The sequence below is a fragment of the uncultured Brachyspira sp. genome (assembly GCF_934747485.1).
Lineage (GTDB): Bacteria > Spirochaetota > Brachyspiria > Brachyspirales > Brachyspiraceae > Brachyspira.
In genome coordinates, this window is sequence record NZ_CAKVGN010000026.1 from 1 (window position 1) to 21,639 (window position 21,639).

20 protein-coding genes and 2 tRNA genes are annotated in these 21,639 nt (G+C 27.2%); 11 read left to right on the forward strand and 11 right to left on the reverse strand.

All coding sequences use genetic code 11. The annotated features are described in order from the left end of the window. Positions 1 to 130 precede the first annotated feature (130 nt). The 8 genes from Q0H31_RS06285 (at position 131) to Q0H31_RS06320 (ending at position 5,427) form a co-directional block, all read left to right on the forward strand. Positions 131 to 973 carry a hypothetical protein gene (locus Q0H31_RS06285; RefSeq protein ID WP_295296448.1) on the forward strand — a complete coding sequence of 281 codons (843 nt, stop codon included), beginning with the start codon at positions 131 to 133 and terminating at the stop codon, positions 971 to 973. 2 nt (positions 974 to 975) lie between these two features. After that, positions 976 to 1,713 carry a hypothetical protein gene (locus Q0H31_RS06290; protein WP_295296450.1) on the forward strand — a complete coding sequence of 246 codons (738 nt, stop codon included), beginning with the start codon at positions 976 to 978 and terminating at the stop codon, positions 1,711 to 1,713. A gap of 75 nt (positions 1,714 to 1,788) precedes the next feature. Next, positions 1,789 to 1,871 (forward strand) — tRNA-Ser (locus Q0H31_RS06295). A 25-nt stretch (positions 1,872 to 1,896) separates the two neighbouring features. Continuing rightward, positions 1,897 to 1,969 (forward strand) — tRNA-Arg (locus tag Q0H31_RS06300). 75 nt (positions 1,970 to 2,044) lie between these two features. Then, complete coding sequence (locus Q0H31_RS06305) at positions 2,045 to 2,545, forward strand: HAD hydrolase family protein (RefSeq protein ID WP_366938214.1); 501 nt, start codon at positions 2,045 to 2,047, stop codon at positions 2,543 to 2,545. Further along, positions 2,511 to 3,077, forward strand: coding sequence for an LPS export ABC transporter periplasmic protein LptC (gene lptC / locus Q0H31_RS06310; RefSeq protein WP_295296453.1), 567 nt, complete (start codon positions 2,511 to 2,513; stop codon positions 3,075 to 3,077). The genes Q0H31_RS06305 and lptC overlap by 35 nt, the downstream gene beginning before the upstream one ends. 46 nt (positions 3,078 to 3,123) lie before the next feature. Beyond that, positions 3,124 to 4,407 (forward strand): LptA/OstA family protein, encoded by a 1,284-nt coding sequence (locus Q0H31_RS06315; RefSeq protein ID WP_295296508.1) that lies wholly within the window; start codon positions 3,124 to 3,126, stop codon positions 4,405 to 4,407. 9 nt (positions 4,408 to 4,416) lie between these two features. Beyond that, on the forward strand, positions 4,417 to 5,427 hold the full coding sequence (locus Q0H31_RS06320; protein ID WP_295296455.1) for a hypothetical protein: 1,011 nt from the start codon (positions 4,417 to 4,419) through the stop codon (positions 5,425 to 5,427). 7 nt (positions 5,428 to 5,434) lie between these two features. On the opposite strand, the gene Q0H31_RS06325 is transcribed toward Q0H31_RS06320, so the two are convergent. From Q0H31_RS06325 to Q0H31_RS06335, 3 genes are all read right to left on the reverse strand, one after another. Then, a complete protein-coding gene (locus Q0H31_RS06325) occupies positions 5,435 to 7,669 on the reverse strand; it encodes a transglycosylase SLT domain-containing protein (protein ID WP_295296457.1) in 2,235 nt (744 codons plus the stop codon). Positions 7,670 to 7,752: 83 nt separating this feature from the next. Continuing rightward, positions 7,753 to 8,172 carry a hypothetical protein gene (locus Q0H31_RS06330; RefSeq protein WP_295296459.1) on the reverse strand — a complete coding sequence of 140 codons (420 nt, stop codon included), beginning with the start codon at positions 8,170 to 8,172 and terminating at the stop codon, positions 7,753 to 7,755. Beyond that, complete coding sequence (locus Q0H31_RS06335) at positions 8,162 to 10,726, reverse strand: YfhO family protein (RefSeq protein WP_295296461.1); 2,565 nt, start codon at positions 10,724 to 10,726, stop codon at positions 8,162 to 8,164. The genes Q0H31_RS06330 and Q0H31_RS06335 overlap by 11 nt, the downstream gene beginning before the upstream one ends. Before the next feature lie 499 nt (positions 10,727 to 11,225). Here Q0H31_RS06335 and Q0H31_RS06340 point away from each other — a divergent pair, with 499 nt between their 5' ends. Beyond that, positions 11,226 to 13,211, forward strand: coding sequence for a DUF4954 family protein (locus Q0H31_RS06340; RefSeq protein WP_295296464.1), 1,986 nt, complete (start codon positions 11,226 to 11,228; stop codon positions 13,209 to 13,211). Positions 13,212 to 13,246: 35 nt separating this feature from the next. Here the strand turns inward: Q0H31_RS06340 and Q0H31_RS06345 are convergent, their stop codons facing one another. From Q0H31_RS06345 to Q0H31_RS06360, 4 genes are read right to left on the reverse strand one after another with little or no spacing between them, the layout of a single operon-like run. Continuing rightward, the gene (locus Q0H31_RS06345; protein ID WP_295296465.1) at positions 13,247 to 14,401 is read right to left on the reverse strand and encodes a hypothetical protein; all 1,155 of its coding nucleotides are present in this window, start codon (positions 14,399 to 14,401) and stop codon (positions 13,247 to 13,249) included. A gap of 18 nt (positions 14,402 to 14,419) precedes the next feature. Continuing rightward, positions 14,420 to 14,977: a 6-phospho-3-hexuloisomerase gene (gene hxlB / locus Q0H31_RS06350; RefSeq protein ID WP_295296467.1), complete on the reverse strand. Its 558-nt coding sequence runs from the start codon at positions 14,975 to 14,977 to the stop codon at positions 14,420 to 14,422. Continuing rightward, positions 14,974 to 15,660 carry a ribulose-phosphate 3-epimerase gene (locus Q0H31_RS06355; protein ID WP_295296469.1) on the reverse strand — a complete coding sequence of 229 codons (687 nt, stop codon included), beginning with the start codon at positions 15,658 to 15,660 and terminating at the stop codon, positions 14,974 to 14,976. Before Q0H31_RS06355 ends, hxlB begins: the two co-directional genes overlap by 4 nt. Before the next feature lie 2 nt (positions 15,661 to 15,662). After that, a complete protein-coding gene (locus Q0H31_RS06360) occupies positions 15,663 to 17,057 on the reverse strand; it encodes a PTS mannitol transporter subunit IICB (protein ID WP_295296472.1) in 1,395 nt (464 codons plus the stop codon). A 187-nt stretch (positions 17,058 to 17,244) separates the two neighbouring features. On the opposite strand from Q0H31_RS06360, the gene Q0H31_RS06365 reads away from it, so the two are divergent. Beyond that, positions 17,245 to 18,030 carry a DeoR/GlpR family DNA-binding transcription regulator gene (locus Q0H31_RS06365; protein WP_295296474.1) on the forward strand — a complete coding sequence of 262 codons (786 nt, stop codon included), beginning with the start codon at positions 17,245 to 17,247 and terminating at the stop codon, positions 18,028 to 18,030. Positions 18,031 to 18,061: 31 nt separating this feature from the next. After that, a complete protein-coding gene (locus tag Q0H31_RS06370; protein ID WP_295296476.1) occupies positions 18,062 to 18,919 on the forward strand; it encodes a 50S ribosomal protein L11 methyltransferase in 858 nt (285 codons plus the stop codon). A gap of 4 nt (positions 18,920 to 18,923) precedes the next feature. Here the strand turns inward: Q0H31_RS06370 and Q0H31_RS06375 are convergent, their stop codons facing one another. From Q0H31_RS06375 to Q0H31_RS06390, 4 genes are all read right to left on the reverse strand, one after another. Further along, positions 18,924 to 19,922, reverse strand: coding sequence for a galactose-1-phosphate uridylyltransferase (locus Q0H31_RS06375; RefSeq protein WP_295296478.1), 999 nt, complete (start codon positions 19,920 to 19,922; stop codon positions 18,924 to 18,926). Next, positions 19,922 to 20,284: a response regulator gene (locus Q0H31_RS06380; RefSeq protein ID WP_147730381.1), complete on the reverse strand. Its 363-nt coding sequence runs from the start codon at positions 20,282 to 20,284 to the stop codon at positions 19,922 to 19,924. Before Q0H31_RS06380 ends, Q0H31_RS06375 begins: the two co-directional genes overlap by 1 nt. Before the next feature lie 120 nt (positions 20,285 to 20,404). After that, entirely contained in the window at positions 20,405 to 21,193 is a 789-nt protein-coding gene (gene proC, locus Q0H31_RS06385) for a pyrroline-5-carboxylate reductase (RefSeq protein ID WP_295296482.1), read from the reverse strand. Then, the gene (locus Q0H31_RS06390; RefSeq protein WP_295296483.1) at positions 21,190 to 21,627 is read right to left on the reverse strand and encodes a PaaI family thioesterase; all 438 of its coding nucleotides are present in this window, start codon (positions 21,625 to 21,627) and stop codon (positions 21,190 to 21,192) included. The genes proC and Q0H31_RS06390 overlap by 4 nt, the downstream gene beginning before the upstream one ends. Between the last annotated feature and the right edge of the window lie 12 nt (positions 21,628 to 21,639).

The window sequence follows — 21,639 nt, forward strand, 5'->3', positions numbered from 1 at the left end:
TAAATTATGATACACCTATGCTATACTTTAAGAAATTAAGGAATTCCTAACTGCAATATGTCTGGCTCCTGTGCAAGTTGTTTTTTAGTTTTATATTGATATTATTTTATATTAATTATACAATTAGTATATGAATTGTTTTTTTAAAATTATTGTGTATATTTTGTTTCTCATTAGTTTTATTTCTTGCGGACTTCCAGATATTAATAGTATTACACAAGAGATGAATCAGCCATTTATAACAAAGATTACACCAATGGATAAAAAAATAGTAGTAGAGTTTCAGGCACAAAATAATGAACCATCATTTAGTGGTTATAATATATATTTTGGAGACAGCGTTAATCCGAGGATATATAGAGTTTATAGTCAGCAAAAGACAATTCCTACTATAGTAACTACAAGAAGCACAACTTTGCAAACATTTACTTTTACGATAGAGAAAAATATTTATTATACAGGAAGTAACGTTACAGAAATCTCTCTTCTTCCAGAGAATGATATAAAAAACGGCATACCTATATATGTTTGGGTGAGTTCTTATCAAATAACGCCTCAAAATGAGAGTTATTATTATTATGACAATTATGTAAAGATGGCAACACCAAGGCCGGAAGTATCAAATCAAACTATAGCTGTTAATAGTAGCATATCTCTTGAGGGAGGTAATTTGGCACAATTAACATTGAATACTGCAGATAATAAGCTTTATTTTTCTAACCCTCAAGCAGCAAACGAAACATGGTCTTTGCAGCGAGTTGGCGGCAGCTCTCTTTATGATGTTGTGGTTCCTCCAACTGAAGGATATACTACAGAAAGTTTAGAAGTTATTGCGGGCAGATTATATTTAATAAAAATAAATAAAAATAATGGCAATTATTATGGGAAAATATTTGTAAGGAGTATTAACGGCAATAATAGTATAGTGGCAGATTATTGTTATCAGATTAGTGCCGACATATTGAGTTATTAGAGATGAAGAAAATATTTTTACTTATTGTATTTAGTATATTTTTTAGTTCCTGTGCTGAAGAGCTTGTTACTATAATAGATGAATATAATATGCCTTATGAAATAAAAGCCATACCGGGTGATAGTAAGGTTAGTATAGAGTTTTGGTCAGGAATATTGGCATCAGATTTTGCAGGATTTAATTTATATGCCAAAACTTCAGAAGATATAATTCAGATAGATGATGCTATATTAGATGCTTCAACACAGGCACTTCCAACTATAAAAGGTACAAACCACACTCGTACAAATTTTATTATGGAAATACCAAATTACAGTTTTCAAAACGGCACAAAATATTTTATAACAGTAACAGCATACGGCACAAATGAACTTATAGAAGAAAAATATATTGAGACAAAGATTAGTACAGTAGTTCCAGTGATACCGAGGCCGGAGGGAACAGGGAATATTACAGGAGATTCTATTAATGTTACAGGAGCTGGGACTGTTGCTGTAAGAAATGGTAATATGATTAATGCCTCCGCTCCTTGGAAGGTTCAATATTTTGGGTATCAGACTAATTTCAATAGTGTGGTTGTTGTTACTAATATGAATGGTTTTGATGATAATGCTCCGTATTTAGTTAATGGGCTTTATGTATTTTATAATAATACTGGTTTAGTAAAAGTTTTAATAGGGGCTAATGATTCTTATCAGTGGGCTTATCAAGCTGATGCTGCTTCTTGGAATGGGGTGTAGATCTGCTAAATTTTTTGTAATAAAAACTTGAAATTTATTTTTTATATGGTATAATACATGACATATTTAATTTTTGGAGAGTTCGTTCAATTGGTAGAGCAGCGGTCTTGAAAACCGCCGGGCTAACACCCATGTGGGTTCGAGTCCCACACTCTCCGATTTAGTTTTAGCTTCCTTAAACAAGGGGCTTTAGCTCATCAGGATAGAGCACTGGTTTCCTAAACCGGGTGGGCAGGTTCGAGTCCTGTAAGCCCCAATTACATTAATAATCATGAATTTAAAGCTTTTTTTTTCCTACTATCTTAATCTTAAAAAACTTAAAAAAATCAAGTTGTTTGTCTTTGATGTAGACGGTGTTATGACTGACGGAAAACTTATATTTGATGATAATGGAATAGAAACTAAGTTCTTCAATACTTTAGATGGTATGGGAATAGTAATGGCATTAAAAGCTGGGGTGAAAATTGCTATTATTACTGGAAGTAAGGCTGCTTGTGTGAAAAACAGATTTGATAAGTTTAAAATACATGGCTTTGAAGATTTAATACAGGGTGAAGAATATAAGATTCCTGCTCTTTTGACATTAATAGAAAAATATGGTTTAAAAAATGATGAAGTTGCCTATATGGGTGATGATGTTATAGATTTAGCACCAATAAAATATGTGGGGTTCTCTTTTGCACCAAAGAATGCTATTGACGAAGTGAAAAAAATTGCTAATATAGTATTAGATAAAAAAGGCGGAAATGGTGCTGTAAGGCTTGCCATAGATATGCTGTTAAAAGCAAGGGGGGATTATGAAAGAATTATTAAAGATTTTTCTTCTTTTTAATATAATAATATTTTCTTTAATCTCTTGCACAGATTTTAGTAAGATAGGGCAAGATAATACTCCTGATGATTTTGAACGTCCTCCTGAGATGGAATTTTATGGGTTTAGGAGAGAAAGTTATATTACAAATTTTAAACAAATGGATATGTTTGCAACTAATGCTAAGTTTTATGACAGTAGAGCTTTAATAGAATTATATGACTCACGTAATTATACTTATGATGCTGATGGCACTATTGCTGCTAAAGTATCAGGAGAGTTTGCTAAAATAAATAAAAATACTTTGTATACAGAAATATTTACTAATGTTGTAGCAAAATCTTCTAATAACAGCACTCTATATACAGAATATGTTCAATATGATCATGAAAAGAGACATTTCAAAAGCCCTGTACCAATTAGAGTAGAGCAGGAAGATGGAAGCTGGCTTACAGGAAGCAGTATGGAAGGGGATTTATCTATGGAAAATATAACTGTATATAATGAAAAAGATGAGGGTGATGCTATAGGAGTGCAAATTGCTGAAGAGTAAAGTTTTTTATTCATTTATAATTTTATTGGTTTTAATATCGCCATTAATACCGCAATCTCAAAGAAGTGCTGATAAATTTACATATGACAATAAAAATCAAGTTTTTCAATATACAGGCAATTCAAGATTAGAAGATAAATCAGCTTTAATAACAAGCTATAAAATGACTTTCTATAAAGAAACAGAACTAGCCACATTTACAGGTAAGGTGAGGCTTTTAAGTAAAACTAATGGCTCTACAATAGATGCAGGATATGCAAGTTATAATGCTAAAACTAGATATGCTTATGTTAGAAATAATCCAATTCTTCGCTCTTCTACAAATAATATGACTATAAAAAGCACTCTCATGGAGAGGGATTTTAATACACCTGTGGCAAAAGCAATAAGCAATGTTCATCTCACCCATATAGATAAAGAAAACGATAGAAGAACAGATGGATATTCTGATGAATTAATTTATGATATGGATACGCAAATTTCTATATTGAAAGGAAATCCAAGACTTTATCAAGGCAGCGATAGAATAGAAGGGGAGATATTAGAGTATAATGCAAAGACATCTACTGCCAATGTGATGGGAAGAAGTAAAATATATATACTTCAAACTAATGATTATGTTCAAGGTGATGATACCAATGAAAATAAAAACAGCAAGGTTAGCAATTATAATATTGTAACAGCAGACAGGCTTTTTTTAGATGAGAAGGCTGGGGCTAATCAGACTAATAGATATTTGTATGCTTATGGTAATGTTAATGCTTATTTCTTTGAAGAGAATATGATACTTAGAGGAGGCTACATTATATATGATATGGATAATGAGCATATATATATGTATCAAGAGCCTTCGGTGAGAATACCAGACAGGGGAATAATATCTTTTGGTGAGTGGATAGAATATAAAAGAGATGAGAAGTTTAGAGATATTATATTTCATAATGATGTTGTTATGGTAGACTATGATGAGAGTATTTCATTAGAAGGGGATTTACTTCATCTTGACCCAGATACTAAAGTTGCTACTGTCAGCGGAGCTCCGCATGCTTATTTAGAAAAGAGAAGTATGAAAATAACTTCGGTTACTATGCAGATATTTAATGATGATGAAAAGTTAAGGGCTAATGGAAATGTGCATGTTGAAATGAAAGATATGAACTCTAAAAGTGCTTGGGCTACATATTTTGATAAAGCTAAATATTTAAGGTTATGGGGAGAAAACCCTTATCTATCACAAGAAAAAAGCATTGTTAGAGGAAGAGAAATTAGATATTATATAGATACAGAAAAAATAGAAGCATATGGTGTCAGCGGTTCTATGTATGAGTGATTTTAATTTATGAAAAAAATATTTTTGCTTACACTAATATTCATACTTTTCTCTTGCAATAAAACTATAAAGCCTTTAAATAAAAATAAAGAATATATTGTAAATATTACTTATGTTAAAGATAATAGTATAGTATCTTTAAATCCATCTGATTTTTTTTATATTTTTAATTCAAAACTTCCATTATTAACTTATAATATATTAGGCTATAAAATAAGATATGTATTAAAAGAAGGAATTAGTGCTGAAGATTTTTATAAGAATAATAGAAAACTTTTAAATAATAATATTGAACTATTTAAAAGAGATTATATAGATATAAAAAAAACAAGTAATGATGTTTTAGCAAAAAATATTCTTTATTATTCTCTCTCTAATGAAACTTACAGCAGTTTAAAAACTTTATTTAATTATAACAGTTCCGCAACTTCATTAGAAGAATTAGCCTCGAACATAGCACCAACTTTTAAGCAGAATATACTAACATTATGGAGCACTCCTTTACAAGATAGAAAAAAATTATTAAGAGATGATATTGTAGCCATGTATACGGCACAATATTGGAGAGTGATAGGAAGTGATTTAAAAGACTCTAAAATAGATTCTCATATTATAATAATAAATATTCCTATAACAGCAAACTATAAAGGTGCTGATGCCAAAGCTATATCTGAAGGCGGTTTTATTGATAGGTTAGTGCTTGAAAATGAAAATATTGAAAACACAAAATCTTTAGCTGTAATTAGCACTTATCCTTTTCTTTCTAATAATAAACTTTTTGCATCACAAAGAGGTGTTGTGAAAATTGACAGCAAAACTTTAAATGATATATTTTCTTATTATATGCTTCAAACTGTTGCTATGATGTTTAATAAATACGATATACATACAGAAGAAAAACATTCTATTATGTCTGAAGTTAAAAACTTTGATTATATTGATTGGTACAATAATATTATAAATTATGAATTAAGAGCACCATATAAGGGGCTTAAATATTATAAAGATAGTATAAAGTAAGTATTAATTATTTCTGATAATATCTGCTGTAATACTCATAACTTTTCATTACTCTCTCAACATAAAACTCTGTCTCTTCTATATCTATAAACCTTGCTGTACGATACATATTGTTTGTGCCGTATTCTCTTTTCCATCTGTTTCCCCTTCCAGAACCAGCATTATAACTAGCGGCAACCAATACATAATTACTTGCATTTTGACTTTGAAATAACCAGCTTAAATGAGATATACCAATATTAATATTTTGTTTGGCATCTGTTAGGTTTAGAGGGTTATATCTGTATCTTGATTTTTTATTTTCAGCAGCAGCAGTTGTGGGCATTAATTGCATAAGCCCCATTGCTCCAACATAAGACCTTGCTTTTACATCAAATAAACTCTCTTCTCTCATTATAGAATATACAAAATTTGGCTCTATTTTATAATATTTCGCTTCAGGCACAACATATTCATCAAAATACCTTGGATAAACATATTTTCTAAACTCATCTGGAAGCAAATCCACATTATCATAATAATTATATCCAAAATACTTTCCTATATTGGCACAAATCTGCATAAATCTTTTTGTGTTTAGTGATGACTTATATATTTTTTCAGCATAATAAAATAAAGGATAAGTTACCTGCGTTTTTTGATAAATACCATTAAACTCCCTGTATGCATTATCCATATCCCCATAATAATATAATAATATAGGCTTATTTACTTCCTGTCTTGTCTGCAAAGATAATTCATTAAATATTTCATTTTCTTTTTTATTAGAATAGAAGTCTTGAACAAACTTATTTTGCATGAATATTTCTTTAGCTATTGCTCTTGCTTCTTTTACCAAATTATCTTCTTTTTTTGTTACTATATAATCTATAAACTGCATTTTATCAAGCATCTGCATAGTTTTAGTATAATTAGAATCAGCATAATATTTTTTTGCTTCGTTTAAATAATAAGTATTGCTTTGAGAAACATAATCTATCATTTCGGGAGTTGCTAAACTCAAAGCCCCTTTTACATAAAAAGGGTTTTTACTTTCAAGCAGGCTTTTCATTATATACTTATCTCTTATTTCAGTATCACCCAATTCTTCTGCAGCCCACATATACCACGACAATACAAAGTCATGTCTGTATTTTGGATATATTTTATCTAATTCACTAATGGCATAATAGGTTTCTGTTTTATTTTTTAATTTTAATGCCTTTCTCAAATAACTCTTTAATGAAAGTTCTGTATATCTATTGTTATGGAAATTTTTTAGTGTGTTTGTTAAATATTTTTTAGCCTCTGGCAGATTATTGCTGTTTAGGCTTGTATTAATAAAACTATTATAAATTCTTGGCACATAACTATCTTTTGGATAATTTCTTAAAAAAGTATTATATAACTCTCTTGCCTTAGTATAATTCTTTAGCTTTTCATAATTATTAGCATTCCAGTAAATTGCTAATTTTCTATATTCTTTATTATTAGTATTAGCAAGATATTCATTAAACAATGTAGAAGCACTTTCTCTGTTTCCTGCTAATTGGTTTATCCTTGCTTTATAATATATTGAATTATTTTTATAAGCATTGAGCTCTATAAGATTATCAAAATATTTTAAAGCAGCAGTTCTATACCCAGCATCATATAACTCTACTGCTGATTTATATTTTATATCATTATTAAACTTATATATCTCTTCTTCAAAATTATTATTTAAATATATTAAAGCTTCTCTATTTATATATTTCTTAGTTAATTCTAATGCTATTAATTTGGCTTTATTAGTATCATCAGTTTCTCTCATTGCTTTTAAGCCTACAAATTCTTTTATCCATTTTTGTTTATTTCCATTAAAAAAATTACTTATAGGATAATCATCTTTGTAGAACTCAGCCAATGCCTTATACTGCTCGGCAAAAGGGTATAATGATGACCTCGGATATTCTTCCATGAGTTTAGAATATAACTCTATTGCTTCATCATACATATTAGTATTTAAAGCACTCTTTGCTCCATAATATATAGCATAATCCCTTATTAATAAATCATTGCTGTTATTCATTATATTTGTAAATTGTGTGTATGCCTTTTTATATTGTTTGTCGTTATATAGTTTTAATGCACTGCCGTAATTTATTTTATTTTTTGATACAATATCCGGTATTTCCGCTTTTCCCTGTGCTCCTAAACCTGAAGTCATTATTATAATGATTAATTCAAAAAGTATAGCAAAGATAATAATCTTCTTTTTCATAAACACCTGCTAATATATTATATTAATTATAGTATTTTATTATTTTTTTTCTCTTTTTGCAAATAGTTGTTAGTAATTAAATCTTAGTATATTCTATCTAACTTTATAGCATATACTATAATAACCACTCCTAAGATAAATAAAATAAAAGGCAGTATAAAACTTTTTATAGTTGGCAATATAACTTCTCTATTATTTATTTTATCATAATATATTGATATAATTTTTTTATTTGTAAAAGAATTTCCGCTTAGCATATTGCTTATAGTAATTTTTTTATTATCATAAATAAAGCTGTAAACCAAATATGGATATTTCTTTTTTATAAGCCCATATTCATAATAGCTTGCATTTTCAATATTCGCTTTAACTTTTATAATATATCCTCTTTTATATCTTATTATATTATTGATATTAATATAATTCATCATTATAAAGCAAAATAAAAATAATGAAGCCATTATAAATAGTGTGATTTTATATTTTATAAGTTTATTTTTCATTTACAATATTTTTCTTATTAAATATTATAGTTATTATAGTAACTATTATTAACGCTATCCAACAAATTATTGTAATATATGCATATTTCATTGTAGGGTTAAACTCAAATACAATATTGTTATCTCCAGCTTCAACATACACCCCTCTAAATAACAAATTAACCTTAAGCAATTCTTTTTTCTCTCCATTAATGCTTACAATCCAATCTGGGCTATATCTCTCTTTTAATACTAAAACACCCGCATCAGGAGTTTGCACATTAAATACTACTTTGTTGTTGCTGTATTCAAGCATTTCTACTTTGTTTATAGAGTTGCCAACATTCAAAACTATATTATTAGTATTGTCTGTTATAATAGCCTCTTTTGCCAAATTAAAATTAGGTATTCTCATTCTGCCAAGACCATCATTAAAATCTTTAGCATTATATACACTATTTACAAACTCATATTTATTTCTATATCCATTAAGTTCATACAATACAGCAGCAGAGAAAGAATCCTGATACTCTGTTATTTTTGTTATATCATTTGCAATTACAGAGTTATCTAAATATGTAGGGCTTAATATATATCTTACTCCAAGCAAATCCATTAATCTTGGTTCATATCCTACATAATCATTAATTCTAAATGCAGAAAACATATCTGTTATTTCTTTGCTTAATCTGCTTGCTGCCGGAGGTTCTGTTAGCGGTATGTTATAATATGGCATTGTGTGAGTTGTGTATCTATATAGATAAGGAATGAGTATTGGCATTGTTGTTTCATTTCCTTCTTGTTTTAGTATATGCTCTGTAATTGGAGTGCCTTCATACATTTTATCTATATTTGATTTTACTATAAATATATTTGCTGTTTGCATTAAGTCCAAAAATAGTATAGCCATAAAAGCATATGGTAAATATTTATAATATAATTTTTCTTTGTTTGCTATGATTATATATAAAAAACTTATTATTGTGCCTATTATTAATATACTTATATTACCTGTATCATAAACTGAAAGTAAAATAAATATTATTAAAGGAACTACCAATAAATATTTATCTTTTAATGTTATCTCTTTTAGAGAAATAGAATTAATCATTAAAAGAGTTACTGTAGATGATATTAGAAGCAGTCTTATAAAAGACATTGATATATTTTTTGCTATTAATATGGATTTATCTTGCCAGTCAGTGAGGAATGCATTTTGTATCAAACCATTTAGTAGTATACTGATAACAGCAAATACAAGAGATAACATTAATATAGCATACATTATTTTTTGTGCTATACTTATGCCTCTATATTCATCTTCTAAGTATTTAAGCAGTTTATCTTCTTTTTTTGCTTCTATTGCTTTGAATATATAATCTGCAGCAAATGCTGAAAGTATTGCAAATGGTATAGGTATAATTTCTATAAATTTATTGGGGTTTCTTGCATCTCTAAATATTGGTATTTGAAATAATGCTCCGTATATGATAGGCAAATATCTTCCAAAGCTTGCTATTAAAAAGAATAAAGCAGCACCTATCCAAAAATATTTTTCACTATATTTTTTCTTGCTTATGAATATTGCAAATATTATAAATAAGAAAGTTATATATCCAATGTTTACAGCCGTTAGAGAGAAGTTTGAAGTTTTTGGCTCTCCATTCATATTGGCTATTCTTCCCCAGTATGGATGAGTTTCGCTTCCAGAATAATACCCAAAAAGTCCGGGTACAAAAAATCCTAATACTTCTTCTGGCGGATAAGACCATCTTGTAGCCCAATTCCATAAGTCTTGTTTGTTTTCTACTCCGGCAGCTCCCATGTCTTGTGTGTTTTTTGTAACCATTATAACTTGTATAGACATTAAAAAAGAAAATACTGCAACCAATGCAAACTTTATACATAGTAATATAATTTTTTTAATATTAGTTTTTATGAAGTCTATTAATTTAAGATTATTTTTTTTGCTGTATAATAAATATAAAAAATAACAAGAAAGAAATAAAGCAAAATACATTGCAACATCTAAAGCCCCTCCCAAAAATGCAATGCCTAAAAAAGCACCGGTAAAAAAGAAATCTCTCCATTTCTCACTATTCATTGCTTTTGATAAGAAATATAAAACCAAAGGAAAATAACAATAAGTTTCAAATTTACCTAAATGTCCGGGAAGTATGAGAGTAAATATTGCATTAGAAAACATTAAAGCAATTGCACCAAACATAGAAGCATTTGTTGATAATTTTTTTTCTCTTAAAAATAAAAATAATCCATAACCCATTACAGCTATATGAAATATGATTGTAACTTGAGGATATATTTTATATGGCAGAATAGTCATTAATAAAGATTTTGGGTGTATAGGAACTGTAGCAGGTGCTGATATTGTAAAATAGGCATTATTCCAAAAATATAAATGCCCATTTAATACAGCATCTTTAATATTCTTTATGTCCCAAAGAATAACATCTCCCATTTGAATATAAGAAAATGTTAGATTGCTTGCAAAAAAAAGTATAGAAAGTATTATAAATATAATAGGATATTTTATTTCGCTTTTTACTGATTTCATTATTCCGATTCCTTTTTATGTATACGATTAAATAATATTTGTGTTAGATAAAACATTTAATAAGCAATGATATATAAAAGATATAGTATTGTCAAGGAGTTTTATTATATTTTTATATTGAATATAAAGTACGATATTGAAATTTTGCTGTTGAATAAAAAAATTGTTATATGTTTTATATACCGCACGCTAAAATAAATAGTAAAATATAAATTAATTGAAAATAGAATTTTAGTTATATTTATTATTTTATTAAACGTGCGGAAAGTAAATTTATAGTTTAATAACAACTTGGGCGGGCGTGCTTTTTTAGTTTAGCATTATAAAAAAAGAAAGTAATATTTTTTAACAATGCAAAAAGTCTAATAGGGTGGGGGAAAATATTAGTAAACATAATATTTACAATTGTTTTAAATTAATATATAATATATAATAATTATAATTTTTCATTTTTTTAGATAAATAGAAAATTATGTTTTTTTAAGATAAGGATATAATCATGAGTTATTGTTTTATTAAAGAAGATAAAGAGTTTAGAAAATTAAAAGAAAATGAAATTGATTTTTTAAAAAGTCAAGGATGCATTTCTCAAAGCTGGGATAAAATATTAATAAAGAATGTTGATTTAAGTAGAATAAAAGATGTTACTTTTCATGGGAAAATAAAGATTAATGAGCTTAATGGCAGCGTGAGATATCATAATAATTTAAAAGTACATGCATCAATAAATAGAGCTACTTTGATAGATGTATTTATCAATGGTAATGTTTATATAAATAATATAGGAAGATTCATTGCCAATTATAAAATACAAAATGGAGTTATAATAGAGAATGCTGGGGCTATATATATGGAGGGGGAGAGTAGTTTTGGAAATGGAGTAGAGACTTCTCCAATTATGGAAGGAGATGGAAGAAGCGTAAAAATATTTTATAGATTAAACTCACATATAGCATATATAGTTGCGATGTATAGACATAAAAAATTAATGCGTGATAATATAAACAAAATAATAGAAGATTATGCTAAAACTAAAACTAAGAAATTGGGAAAAATAAAAAAATATGCTCAGATAATTAATGCAAGAATAATTAAAAATTCTCTTATAGACCCTTATTCTACAATAGAAAACACAGATGAAATAAACAATACTACGATAATAAGTACGAAAGAATGCCCGTCATATATAGGTACATCTGTAATATTAAAAGATTCTATTGTATTAAAGGGGGCACATATAGTTGATGGTACAGTTATAAAAAAATCATTTATTGGAGAGGGTGTTAAATTAGGAAGACAATTTTCTTGTGAGGACTCTTTGCTTTTTGCTAACTGTGAAGGAGAGCACGGAGAGATGTTTTCCATATTTGCTGGTCCATATACAGTTACCCATCACAAAGCAACACTTTTGATAGCCAGTCATTTTTCTTTTTTCAATGCAGGAAGTGCTACAAATCAAAGCAATCATATGTATAAATTAGGTCCTTATCATCATGGATTTATGGAGAGAGGCTGCAAGACTGGAAGTAATTCATATATATTATGGCCTTCTCATATTGGTGCTTTTTCTACTGTTATTGGTTCTCATTATGACAATATTGATGCTTCTGATTTTCCTTTTTCATATATCACAGAACATGGTTATCATCAGACAAGACTTATTCCTGCTTTAAATTTATTTGGTGTTGGGCTTTCCAGAGATGAAAATAAATGGAGAGATAGAGATAGAAGAATAGGGGATAAAAAAGATTTTATTATATTTGATGTTTTTAGCCCTTATACTGTTACAAAAATGATTAAAGCAGAAGAGATATTAAATAATATAAAAAAAGAGATTGTTAATGATGAAGTGGAATATGTAAAATATAAAAATATGATTATAAAAACATCATCATTAAATAAATATTCAAATAGATATTCTATTGCAATAGATTTATATTTGCATAATAAACTGCTTGAATACATAAAAAACTCAGACAACTTAAATGATATTTTTAATGATACAAATAAATTTTATGACACTTGGGTTGATATTGGCGGACTTATATGTGCAAAAGAGAAATTAGATAATGTTATATTAGATATAGAAAATAATAATATTAACAATGTTCAAGATTTAGTAAAACCTTTTGAAAAACTTTATAATGATTATAATGCAGATGAAAAATCTTGGGTTATTAATGTTATTAAAAAAAGATACAATATAAATACTATTAATATAGATATTATATTAAAAATGCTTAAAGAACATTTATCGCTTCTTACTACTTCATATGAGATATTTTATAGAGATGTAAAAAAGGAATATGATTTGGCAAAAATGGTTAGCTGCGGTATAGATGATAAATCTGTGATGGAAGAAGATTTTAAAGCTATAAGAGGAAGTGCCAAAGACAATGCTTTTGTTATAAAATATAAAAATGATGTAGAAAGTAAGATAGAAGATATAAATAATTTTATTAATTTAAATAAATTTAAAGCCTAGCATTATTTTTTTCTGCTAGGCTTTAAATCATACTATTAAATAGATATATTAAATTTATTAATCAAATATTCAAATTCATGCATTATAGGTTTAATCATATTTTTATCATTTAATTGTGTATATTTTTTTATAGAATCAGTAATACCTATTGTCTTTATATCTTCTCTAATTAATTTACTATCATTATCATCTTCATTATAAAAACAAAAAGCAGCGGCTATAGCTCTAGCAAAATATTTATTTGCTTTATCTAATTCAAACAGTTTAACATAAGGAGCTACAAATCTTTCATTAAGTCCTAATTTTCTTATAGGATCTCTTCCAACTCTAGCTATTTCATCTTTTATATTTTTATTTGAATGTCTAATAGTAACTTTCTCAAAATATTTATTTAATTCTTCCATATTAGCGTTATACTTTATAATAAAATATTGTGCTATTTCATCAAAAAAATTTTTTCTAAATTCTAAGATTTCATCAATATCAAAAGCATCTTTCATATATCTCAAATTATATAAATATCCCATATATGCAGTTGCCGCATGACTTGAGTTTACACAATATAATTTTCTTTCAATATAATAATCCATATTATCTACATAAATAGCATCCTTTATATTGAAAGTACTTTCATTAATAATTTCATTCTTATTAATTATCCACTCATAATAATCTTCAACTAAAGGAATATTTTTATTTTCATATATAGTAGATAAAGATTGCCTATCTATGGCAGAATTAACAAAACCTACATATTTGTCTAAATTATATATTTTCTCAATATTTTCTAATTCTTTTTTTAATATAGAACTAGCATTAATAATATTTTCATTAGCAATTATATCTATTTTTTTATTATTCAATTTTTCTATTCTATTTTTTATCCCATCTATTAAAATAGGAACTATAAATTTTAAATTATTGGCACCTACTGATGTTGTTATAAGATCTATATTAAGAAATAAATCAATTATTTTCTCATTATCTGTTTTACTATTTAAAGCATAAACATTATCAACTTTAAACAAATTTCCAGATATAGTTTTTACATAATAAAAATGATCATTATTGATATTATTAATAATTTCTGTATTAACATCAACAAAATATATCTCATAACCAGATTTATTAAGAATATAACCGATTAAACCTCTTCCTATATTTCCAGCACCAAAATGTAATACTCTCATTTTATTTTCCTTAAAATATTATTCTAAATTAGCATGACATTTCCATAATGATTTTATATCTATATTATCTTTTTCTATTATAGATAATGCCATAACATCTCCTAATATTAAAAGAGATTGTTCAAATAAACTAGTCATAGGCTGTTTAGATTTTATTTCATCTTCTAAATTTGCTTTAGATGTAACAGGAATTCTAACAAATAGATCTGAATATTCATTCATAGTACTGTTTGGATTAGATCCTATATGAGCAACTTTTGCTCCAAAACTTTTTGCTTTTTTTGCTATAGCGACAGGAATTAATGTTTCTCCGCTTCCAGAACCAACTATAAGCAAATCATTCGCCGATATTGCAGGCTCTGTTATTTGTCCTACAACATAAGTTTTGATATTTAAATGTGCTAATCTTTTTGCCATAGCCTGTAATGATAAAAATACTCTGCCTACACCTATAAAAAATACTTTATCAGCTTTTTCTATCATTTCTATCAAAAGATTAATATCATTAATATTCATTTGTCTTAATGAATTGCTTATTTCACTTGTAATAATTTCTATGTTCTTATCTATATTCATTTATTAATTCCTTTAATTATTTGTTCTATTTGTTTTTTGTTTTCTGCTAACGAATTTGATTTCAAAAATAAACTAGTACTTCCAGCAACCAACTTATCAGCACCAGCTTTAACTAATCCTTCAATAGTTTGCATAGATACTCTTCCATCAACTATTATTTTAGTTTTATAATTATTTTTATCTATCAAATTTCTCAAATCAATAACTTTTTTCAATGCATAAGGAACTTGTTTTTCATTTTTATCACCAGCAAAACCAGGATTTATAAGCATTAATAATATATTATCACAATATTCTAATATATAATCAAGCGTACTTAATGAAGTAGCAGGATTTAATGCAATACCAACTTCCATTCCTACCTTTTTTATCAAATTCATTAATCTATCCACATGTAAACTAGTTTCATAATGAAAACAAATTGCCTTAGCACCTATTTTTATAACCTCGTTGATAAACCATTCATTATTTGTAGACATAATATGAACATCAAAGTCCATTTTTATATTTTCTTTTATTTTTTGAATCATTTCTAATCCTATAGGAAGGCTAGGACTAAAATGTCCATCTAATATATCTACATGCAAAGTTTTTATTCCAATATTTTCTAATTCTTTTAAATCTCTATCTAAATTAAACAAATCAGCACATATTAAAGATGGCAATATTTCTATTTCTCTCATTTTTATTCCTCTTTTTTATTTTTTTCTACTATAACATTTAATAGATTATCTATTTCAGGATCATTTAAATAGTTTTTAATAGCAATGATTTTTTTATTTTTATGAGATAATCTAACCCTATCAGCTAAATTTTCATGAACAACTATTATATTAATGTTTTCAGGTATATCTTCAATCCTATAATTTTTTACTTCAATATTTTCTATACCATTTTGTTGTAATCTTTTTTTAAATGAAGTTGCTCCAAAAGCACTGCTTCCAACTCCAGCATCACAAGAAAAAGCTATCCTATTATATGAAATTATTTTTCCTTCCTCTTTCATATTCTTACTCATCTCTTGATATTTTTCTAAATCTTCTTCATCTTCATTATTTTTTCTTTCTAATTTTAATATTAAAGAAGTTATTAAAAATGAAACAACAGCAGCACTTAATACACCCGCAATAACACCAATGAAATTTCCTTTAGGAGTTAAAGCTAAATATGCAAATATAGATCCAGGGCTAGGTCCAGCAACTAAGCCAACATTAAAAAGCTGAAATGTAAAAGTACCTGTAATTCCTCCAGCTATCATTGCAATTATAGTAAAAGGTTTCATTAAAACATAAGGGAAATATAATTCATGAATACCTCCAAAAAAATGTATAATGATAGCACCAGGAGCAGTTCTTTTTGCTGTAGCATTACCGAATATTGTATATGCTAAAAGTAAACCTAAACCAGTTCCTGGATTAGAAGCTACCATAAAATATATTGATTTTCCACCCTCTAAAGCTGCTTGCATACCTAATGGATAATATATTCCTTGGTCTATAACATTGTTTAAAAATAATACTTTAGCAGGCTCATTAATAATAGATAATAACGGCAAAAAACCTGTGCTTACTAATGCCTCTATTAATTTTATGACTATATTGTTTGCACTTTCAATCATTGGCCCTATAACTAGATAAGATAATACCATAATAATAAAACCTACAATTCCTAATACAAAATTATTAATAACCATTTCAAAACCAGTAGGAATTTTATTTTCTAGAAATTCATCTATCTTTTTTATTATAATACCGCATAAAGGTCCAATTATCATAGCCCCTAAAAACATAGGTATTGAAGATCCAATAATGAGTCCTATAGCTCCTATTGTTGCCAAAACAGCACCTCTTTTATTTGCTATCATAGCACCTCCGCTATATGCTAAAAGAACTGGCAGTAGATATTTAATAGTTGGTTCTACTAATTTTCCTAAAGATTCATTAGGAAGCCATCCTGTTGGTATAAATAAAGCAGTTGCTATACCCCAAGCTATAAAAGCCCCTATATTCGGCATAACCATATTTGTTAAAAAGCCGCCGAATGCTTGAATTCTAGCTCTAATAGATATCGTTTCAGACATATTTAGCTCCTTTTTTATTGTTTATGTTAAATATAATACAAAAACGATTGAAATATATAAAAAAATAAGAATTTTTTGCTAAAAAATTTAAAAGAATTACATATCTCATAATATTGTTTTTTTTTGATTTTTAAGTTATACTAATATAATAAAAAATTATTTATTATTTGTAGAGTATAATTATAATATGTGGAAAGAAGATAGACATAAATCAATTTTAGAGCTTTTACAAAAAGAAAAAATTATGGATATCAATGATTTAGCTAATAAATTTCAGCTTTCTGTAATTACTATAAGAAATGATATTAGAGAATTATATAAAAAAGGGTTAATAAAGAGACAATACGGCAAACTAATGTTGCCTAATTATGATGAAGAGAATTATTTAGAATTTGTTGGTACTCCTTTTGATAGTAGAAAAATGGAAGATTTTGATATAAAAAATAAATTAGCTGATTATGTATTTTCTGAAGTTTTGAAAGTTTCAAGTATATTTATAGATGATTCATCTACTGTTTCACATTTATTGCCATTATTAAAAAATACATCAGGAATAACTGTAATTACTCCAAGTATATTAGCAATAGAATATTTTAGTTCTGTACCAAATGTGCATACTATAGGTTTAGGTGGAACTGTATGTACAATACATAAATCATTCATTGGTCAGATAGCGATAGAGCAAATGTTTAAACATTCTATAGATATTGCTATATTTAGTTGCTATGGAATATCTGAGAAGTTGGGGTGTTTAGAAAATTTTCATTCTATAGTTGATATAAAAAAGGCTGCTGCTTTAAGGAGTAAAAGAAATATTGTTCTATTAAGTTCAAAAAAATGGGAGATAAATAAAGGGGTTAATTCTTTATCTTGGAATAATATTTCCCAAATTATATCAGATGATGCTCCTAAATCAGATAATATATTAAAAATAGCAAAAGAAAATAATATTACTATAAGTATAGTAAAATAAATTAATAAAAAATTTTGGAAATTAATAGACTATGAGAATATATTCACTTGCAATAAATATAAGTATAGGGTTTGAGGATATAATAGAAGCTATTATAGAAAATGGTGTATTAAATATATTAGGTTATAATATAGAGTTTCCTGTAAATAACAACAATATTGCTGTAGTTAATATATATAATGAAAATATGGAAAAACTAGAAAATAATTTAAATATAATAAAAGAAAATATTGATGATATAGCAGAATACAATTATGAAATAAAAGAATTAAATTCAGATGAATATTTAACATCATATATGGCATTTTTAAAACCTTTTCAAATTGGAGATATAACCATAGTACCAAATTTAAAAGATGATAATAATAATGATGAAGATGCATTATATATAGCTAAACAATATGCATTTGGCACAGGCACTCATGAAACAACATTTTTAGCTCTTGATATGATTAATGAATACTCAAAAAACAATAATATTTCTTCTAAAGTAATAGCTGATATTGGATGCGGAAGCGGCATACTTTCTTTATTTTGCTGTAAATTAGGTGCTAATAATATCACTTCTGTAGATATTGATAATGATGCTGTTAATTGTACTTTAGATAATGCTAAGTATAATAATATAAAATTAAATAATGTTTTTTTAGGAAGTGCTGATAGTTTACATAATTCTCAATACGATTTAGTAATAGCGAACATTGAAACAGATATATTAATAGATATATTGCCTAATTTAAAAAGAATACTAAAAGAAAACGGACATTTAATATTATCTGGAATATTAGCAGAAAAAGAAAGTTTTATGGATGAAGCTATAAAACAAAATAATTTAACAATATTAGAGAGAAAGCAAAAAAATGATTGGATATCTCTTCTTTTAAGATGATTTCTTAAAAAGCATTTTTTAAATCTTTTGTAGCGTCTTCTGGTGTAATTGAGTTTATAAAAACACCGCTTCCAAGCTCATATCCTGCAAGCTTGCTCATTTTAGGCATTATATCCAAAAACCAATGACTTGAATAAGAGTATTTTTTTTCTAATGCTGGAGTGAGAGTATGAAGCACATAATTAAAGCTAATTTCTCCAAGCACTTTTTTAATTCTATTAAATACATCTTTAACAATACTTGCAAATTGAGATATACAATCTTCAGAATATACTATACTGTCTGAATGTTTTTTTGGTAATATATAAATTTGATATGGAGATTTTGAAGCGAAAGGAGATATTGCTATAAACTCATCATTTTCACATATCACTCTTTCATTAATCTTTTTCTCTTCTTCTATCATGCTGCAATAAACGCATTTTTTATTTTCATTATAATATTCTAAAGAGCCGTATATTTCTTCCATTATTTGAATAGGTATGAAAGGAGTTGTCATCATCTGAGCATGCGAATGTATTAAGCTAGCTCCAGCCTCTCTGCCAAAGTTTTTAAAAAGCAAGCTATATAACATATCTTTTTCTTTAGACAATTCCTGTAATCTCATTATTATAGCTTCAAATATAAAAAGCAAATCTTTTTCTTTAGCATTATAATAATTAAAGTTATGATTAGGGTTTTCTATAATAACATCATGAAATCCCTTACAAATATCAGCTTCAAAGAAATTATTTTTATTAGGCAGCTCATTAGGATTACTTTGTGCAATTATTGGATATTTATTTGGTACTATTCTTACCATCCATTCTTTTTTATCATTAAAAATAATGGTAGAATGTTCCGGTGTTTTATCTTCATTTCCTTTACAAAATGGACAAGTAGCCTCAGAAGTTACTACGCTGCAATTTTCTTCAATATTGATATAATCACTTGGTCTGCCCATTCTTTCGGAAGCTATAATAACAGACTGCTTAGTGATAGGGTCTTTTCTTATATGAGGCATTATCCTATGAGCCTTTTAATTTTATCTTTAATTTCTGTGAGATTACCAGATTTTAATATATATCCATCTGCATTCCATACTTGAAACTCATGTCTATAATTATTATAGGCAGTACATATTATAATAGGCAATTCTCTATGATTTTCACGAACCTTTCCGAGAAAGTCTAATCCGTCCATTTTAGGCATTTTTATATCTAATGTTATTAAATCTATATGTGGATTATCTTTATTAATCATTTCTAAAGCTTCTTCTCCGCTGTCTGTGGATACTACATTATATCCCTCATCTCTAAACTCTTCCTCAAAAAGTGTTCTAATGCTTTTTTCATCATCAAGCACTAATATAGTTTTTTTAGGCATATAAATGCTCCTTAATAATCTTAATTATATTATAATTATACAATAAAAAAAGTCAAATAGATTTTTACACAATAAATATAACAATATTTTATTAAAAGTGTAAATATTATTTTTTAGCAATTATTTCTTCTCGCTGTCTATAGATTTTTGATATGTTGCTAATAATGACTCTATAATTCCGCTCCTTACAGATTTTTGTTCTAATACTTCAACACCTTTTATGGTAATACCAGCAGGGGTACAAACATTATCCTTAAGCTCAGCAGGGTGCTTTTTAGATTCCAAAACCATAGAACCAGCACCTTTAAAAACTTGACTTGCAATCTCTATAGCACTTTTTCTATCTATACCCATCAATACTCCAGCATCGCTCATAGCTTCTATTAATATATACATAAAAGCAGGCGAACAACCAGCCATAGCATTATAAGCATGTATCTTATCTTCTGATATTATTTTTACCATCGCAACTTTGCTTAAAAGTTCAATTATAGCCGCTTCAAGTATTTTGTTTTGAGATTCCACAATAGATATAAAACCATTACAAGTTTTTACAGGAGTATTCGGCATTATTCTAATAATGTTTTCTGTATTGAATAATTGTTTTAATTCAGAAACAGAAACTGAAGCTGCAACACTCACTATTGTAGTATCTTTTCTTATACTATTTTCTATCTCTTTAGCTATATCATTAACCATATAAGGCTTAACTGCTATAAATAAAATATCTGCTTCCTCTGCTATTTTTTTATTATTATTAAATGTTTTTATTTCAAGATTTTTTTCTATTTGTTCTTTTTTTTCTTTTGTCTTTACGCTTGCTATTATATTATCTTTATTTATACCAGCTTTAATAAAACCTTCTATTAAAGCTAAACCCATAGCACCCGCACCAATAAAGCCTATCATTCTCTATCTCCTTTATTATTATAATTATTTGGAACTACCGCCATAGTACCAAGCATTTTAGCAAGAATTTTGTTTTCTTCATCTAAAACATTAGCCTCAACTACTATTAGACTTTTTCCTGCCTTCAACACTTCTCCAACACATATTACTTTTTTACACACAACAGGTCGAAGATAATTGATTTTTAAATCAGATGTTACAACATGCTTACCTTCTTCAAGAACACTAAAAGCAGCAAATCCGGAAGCAGTATCAAGCATTGAAGCAACAACTCCCCCATGCATAAATCCTAAAGCCTGAGAGAACTCTTTTTTATTTTCTAAAGATATCACAACTTTGCCAACATCTGCCTCTTCTAATTTGCAGCCTATGAAATTTAAAAAATCTTGCTTATAAAATATATCATAGAGCCTTTTGTATACATTTTCTTTCATGTATTATTATTC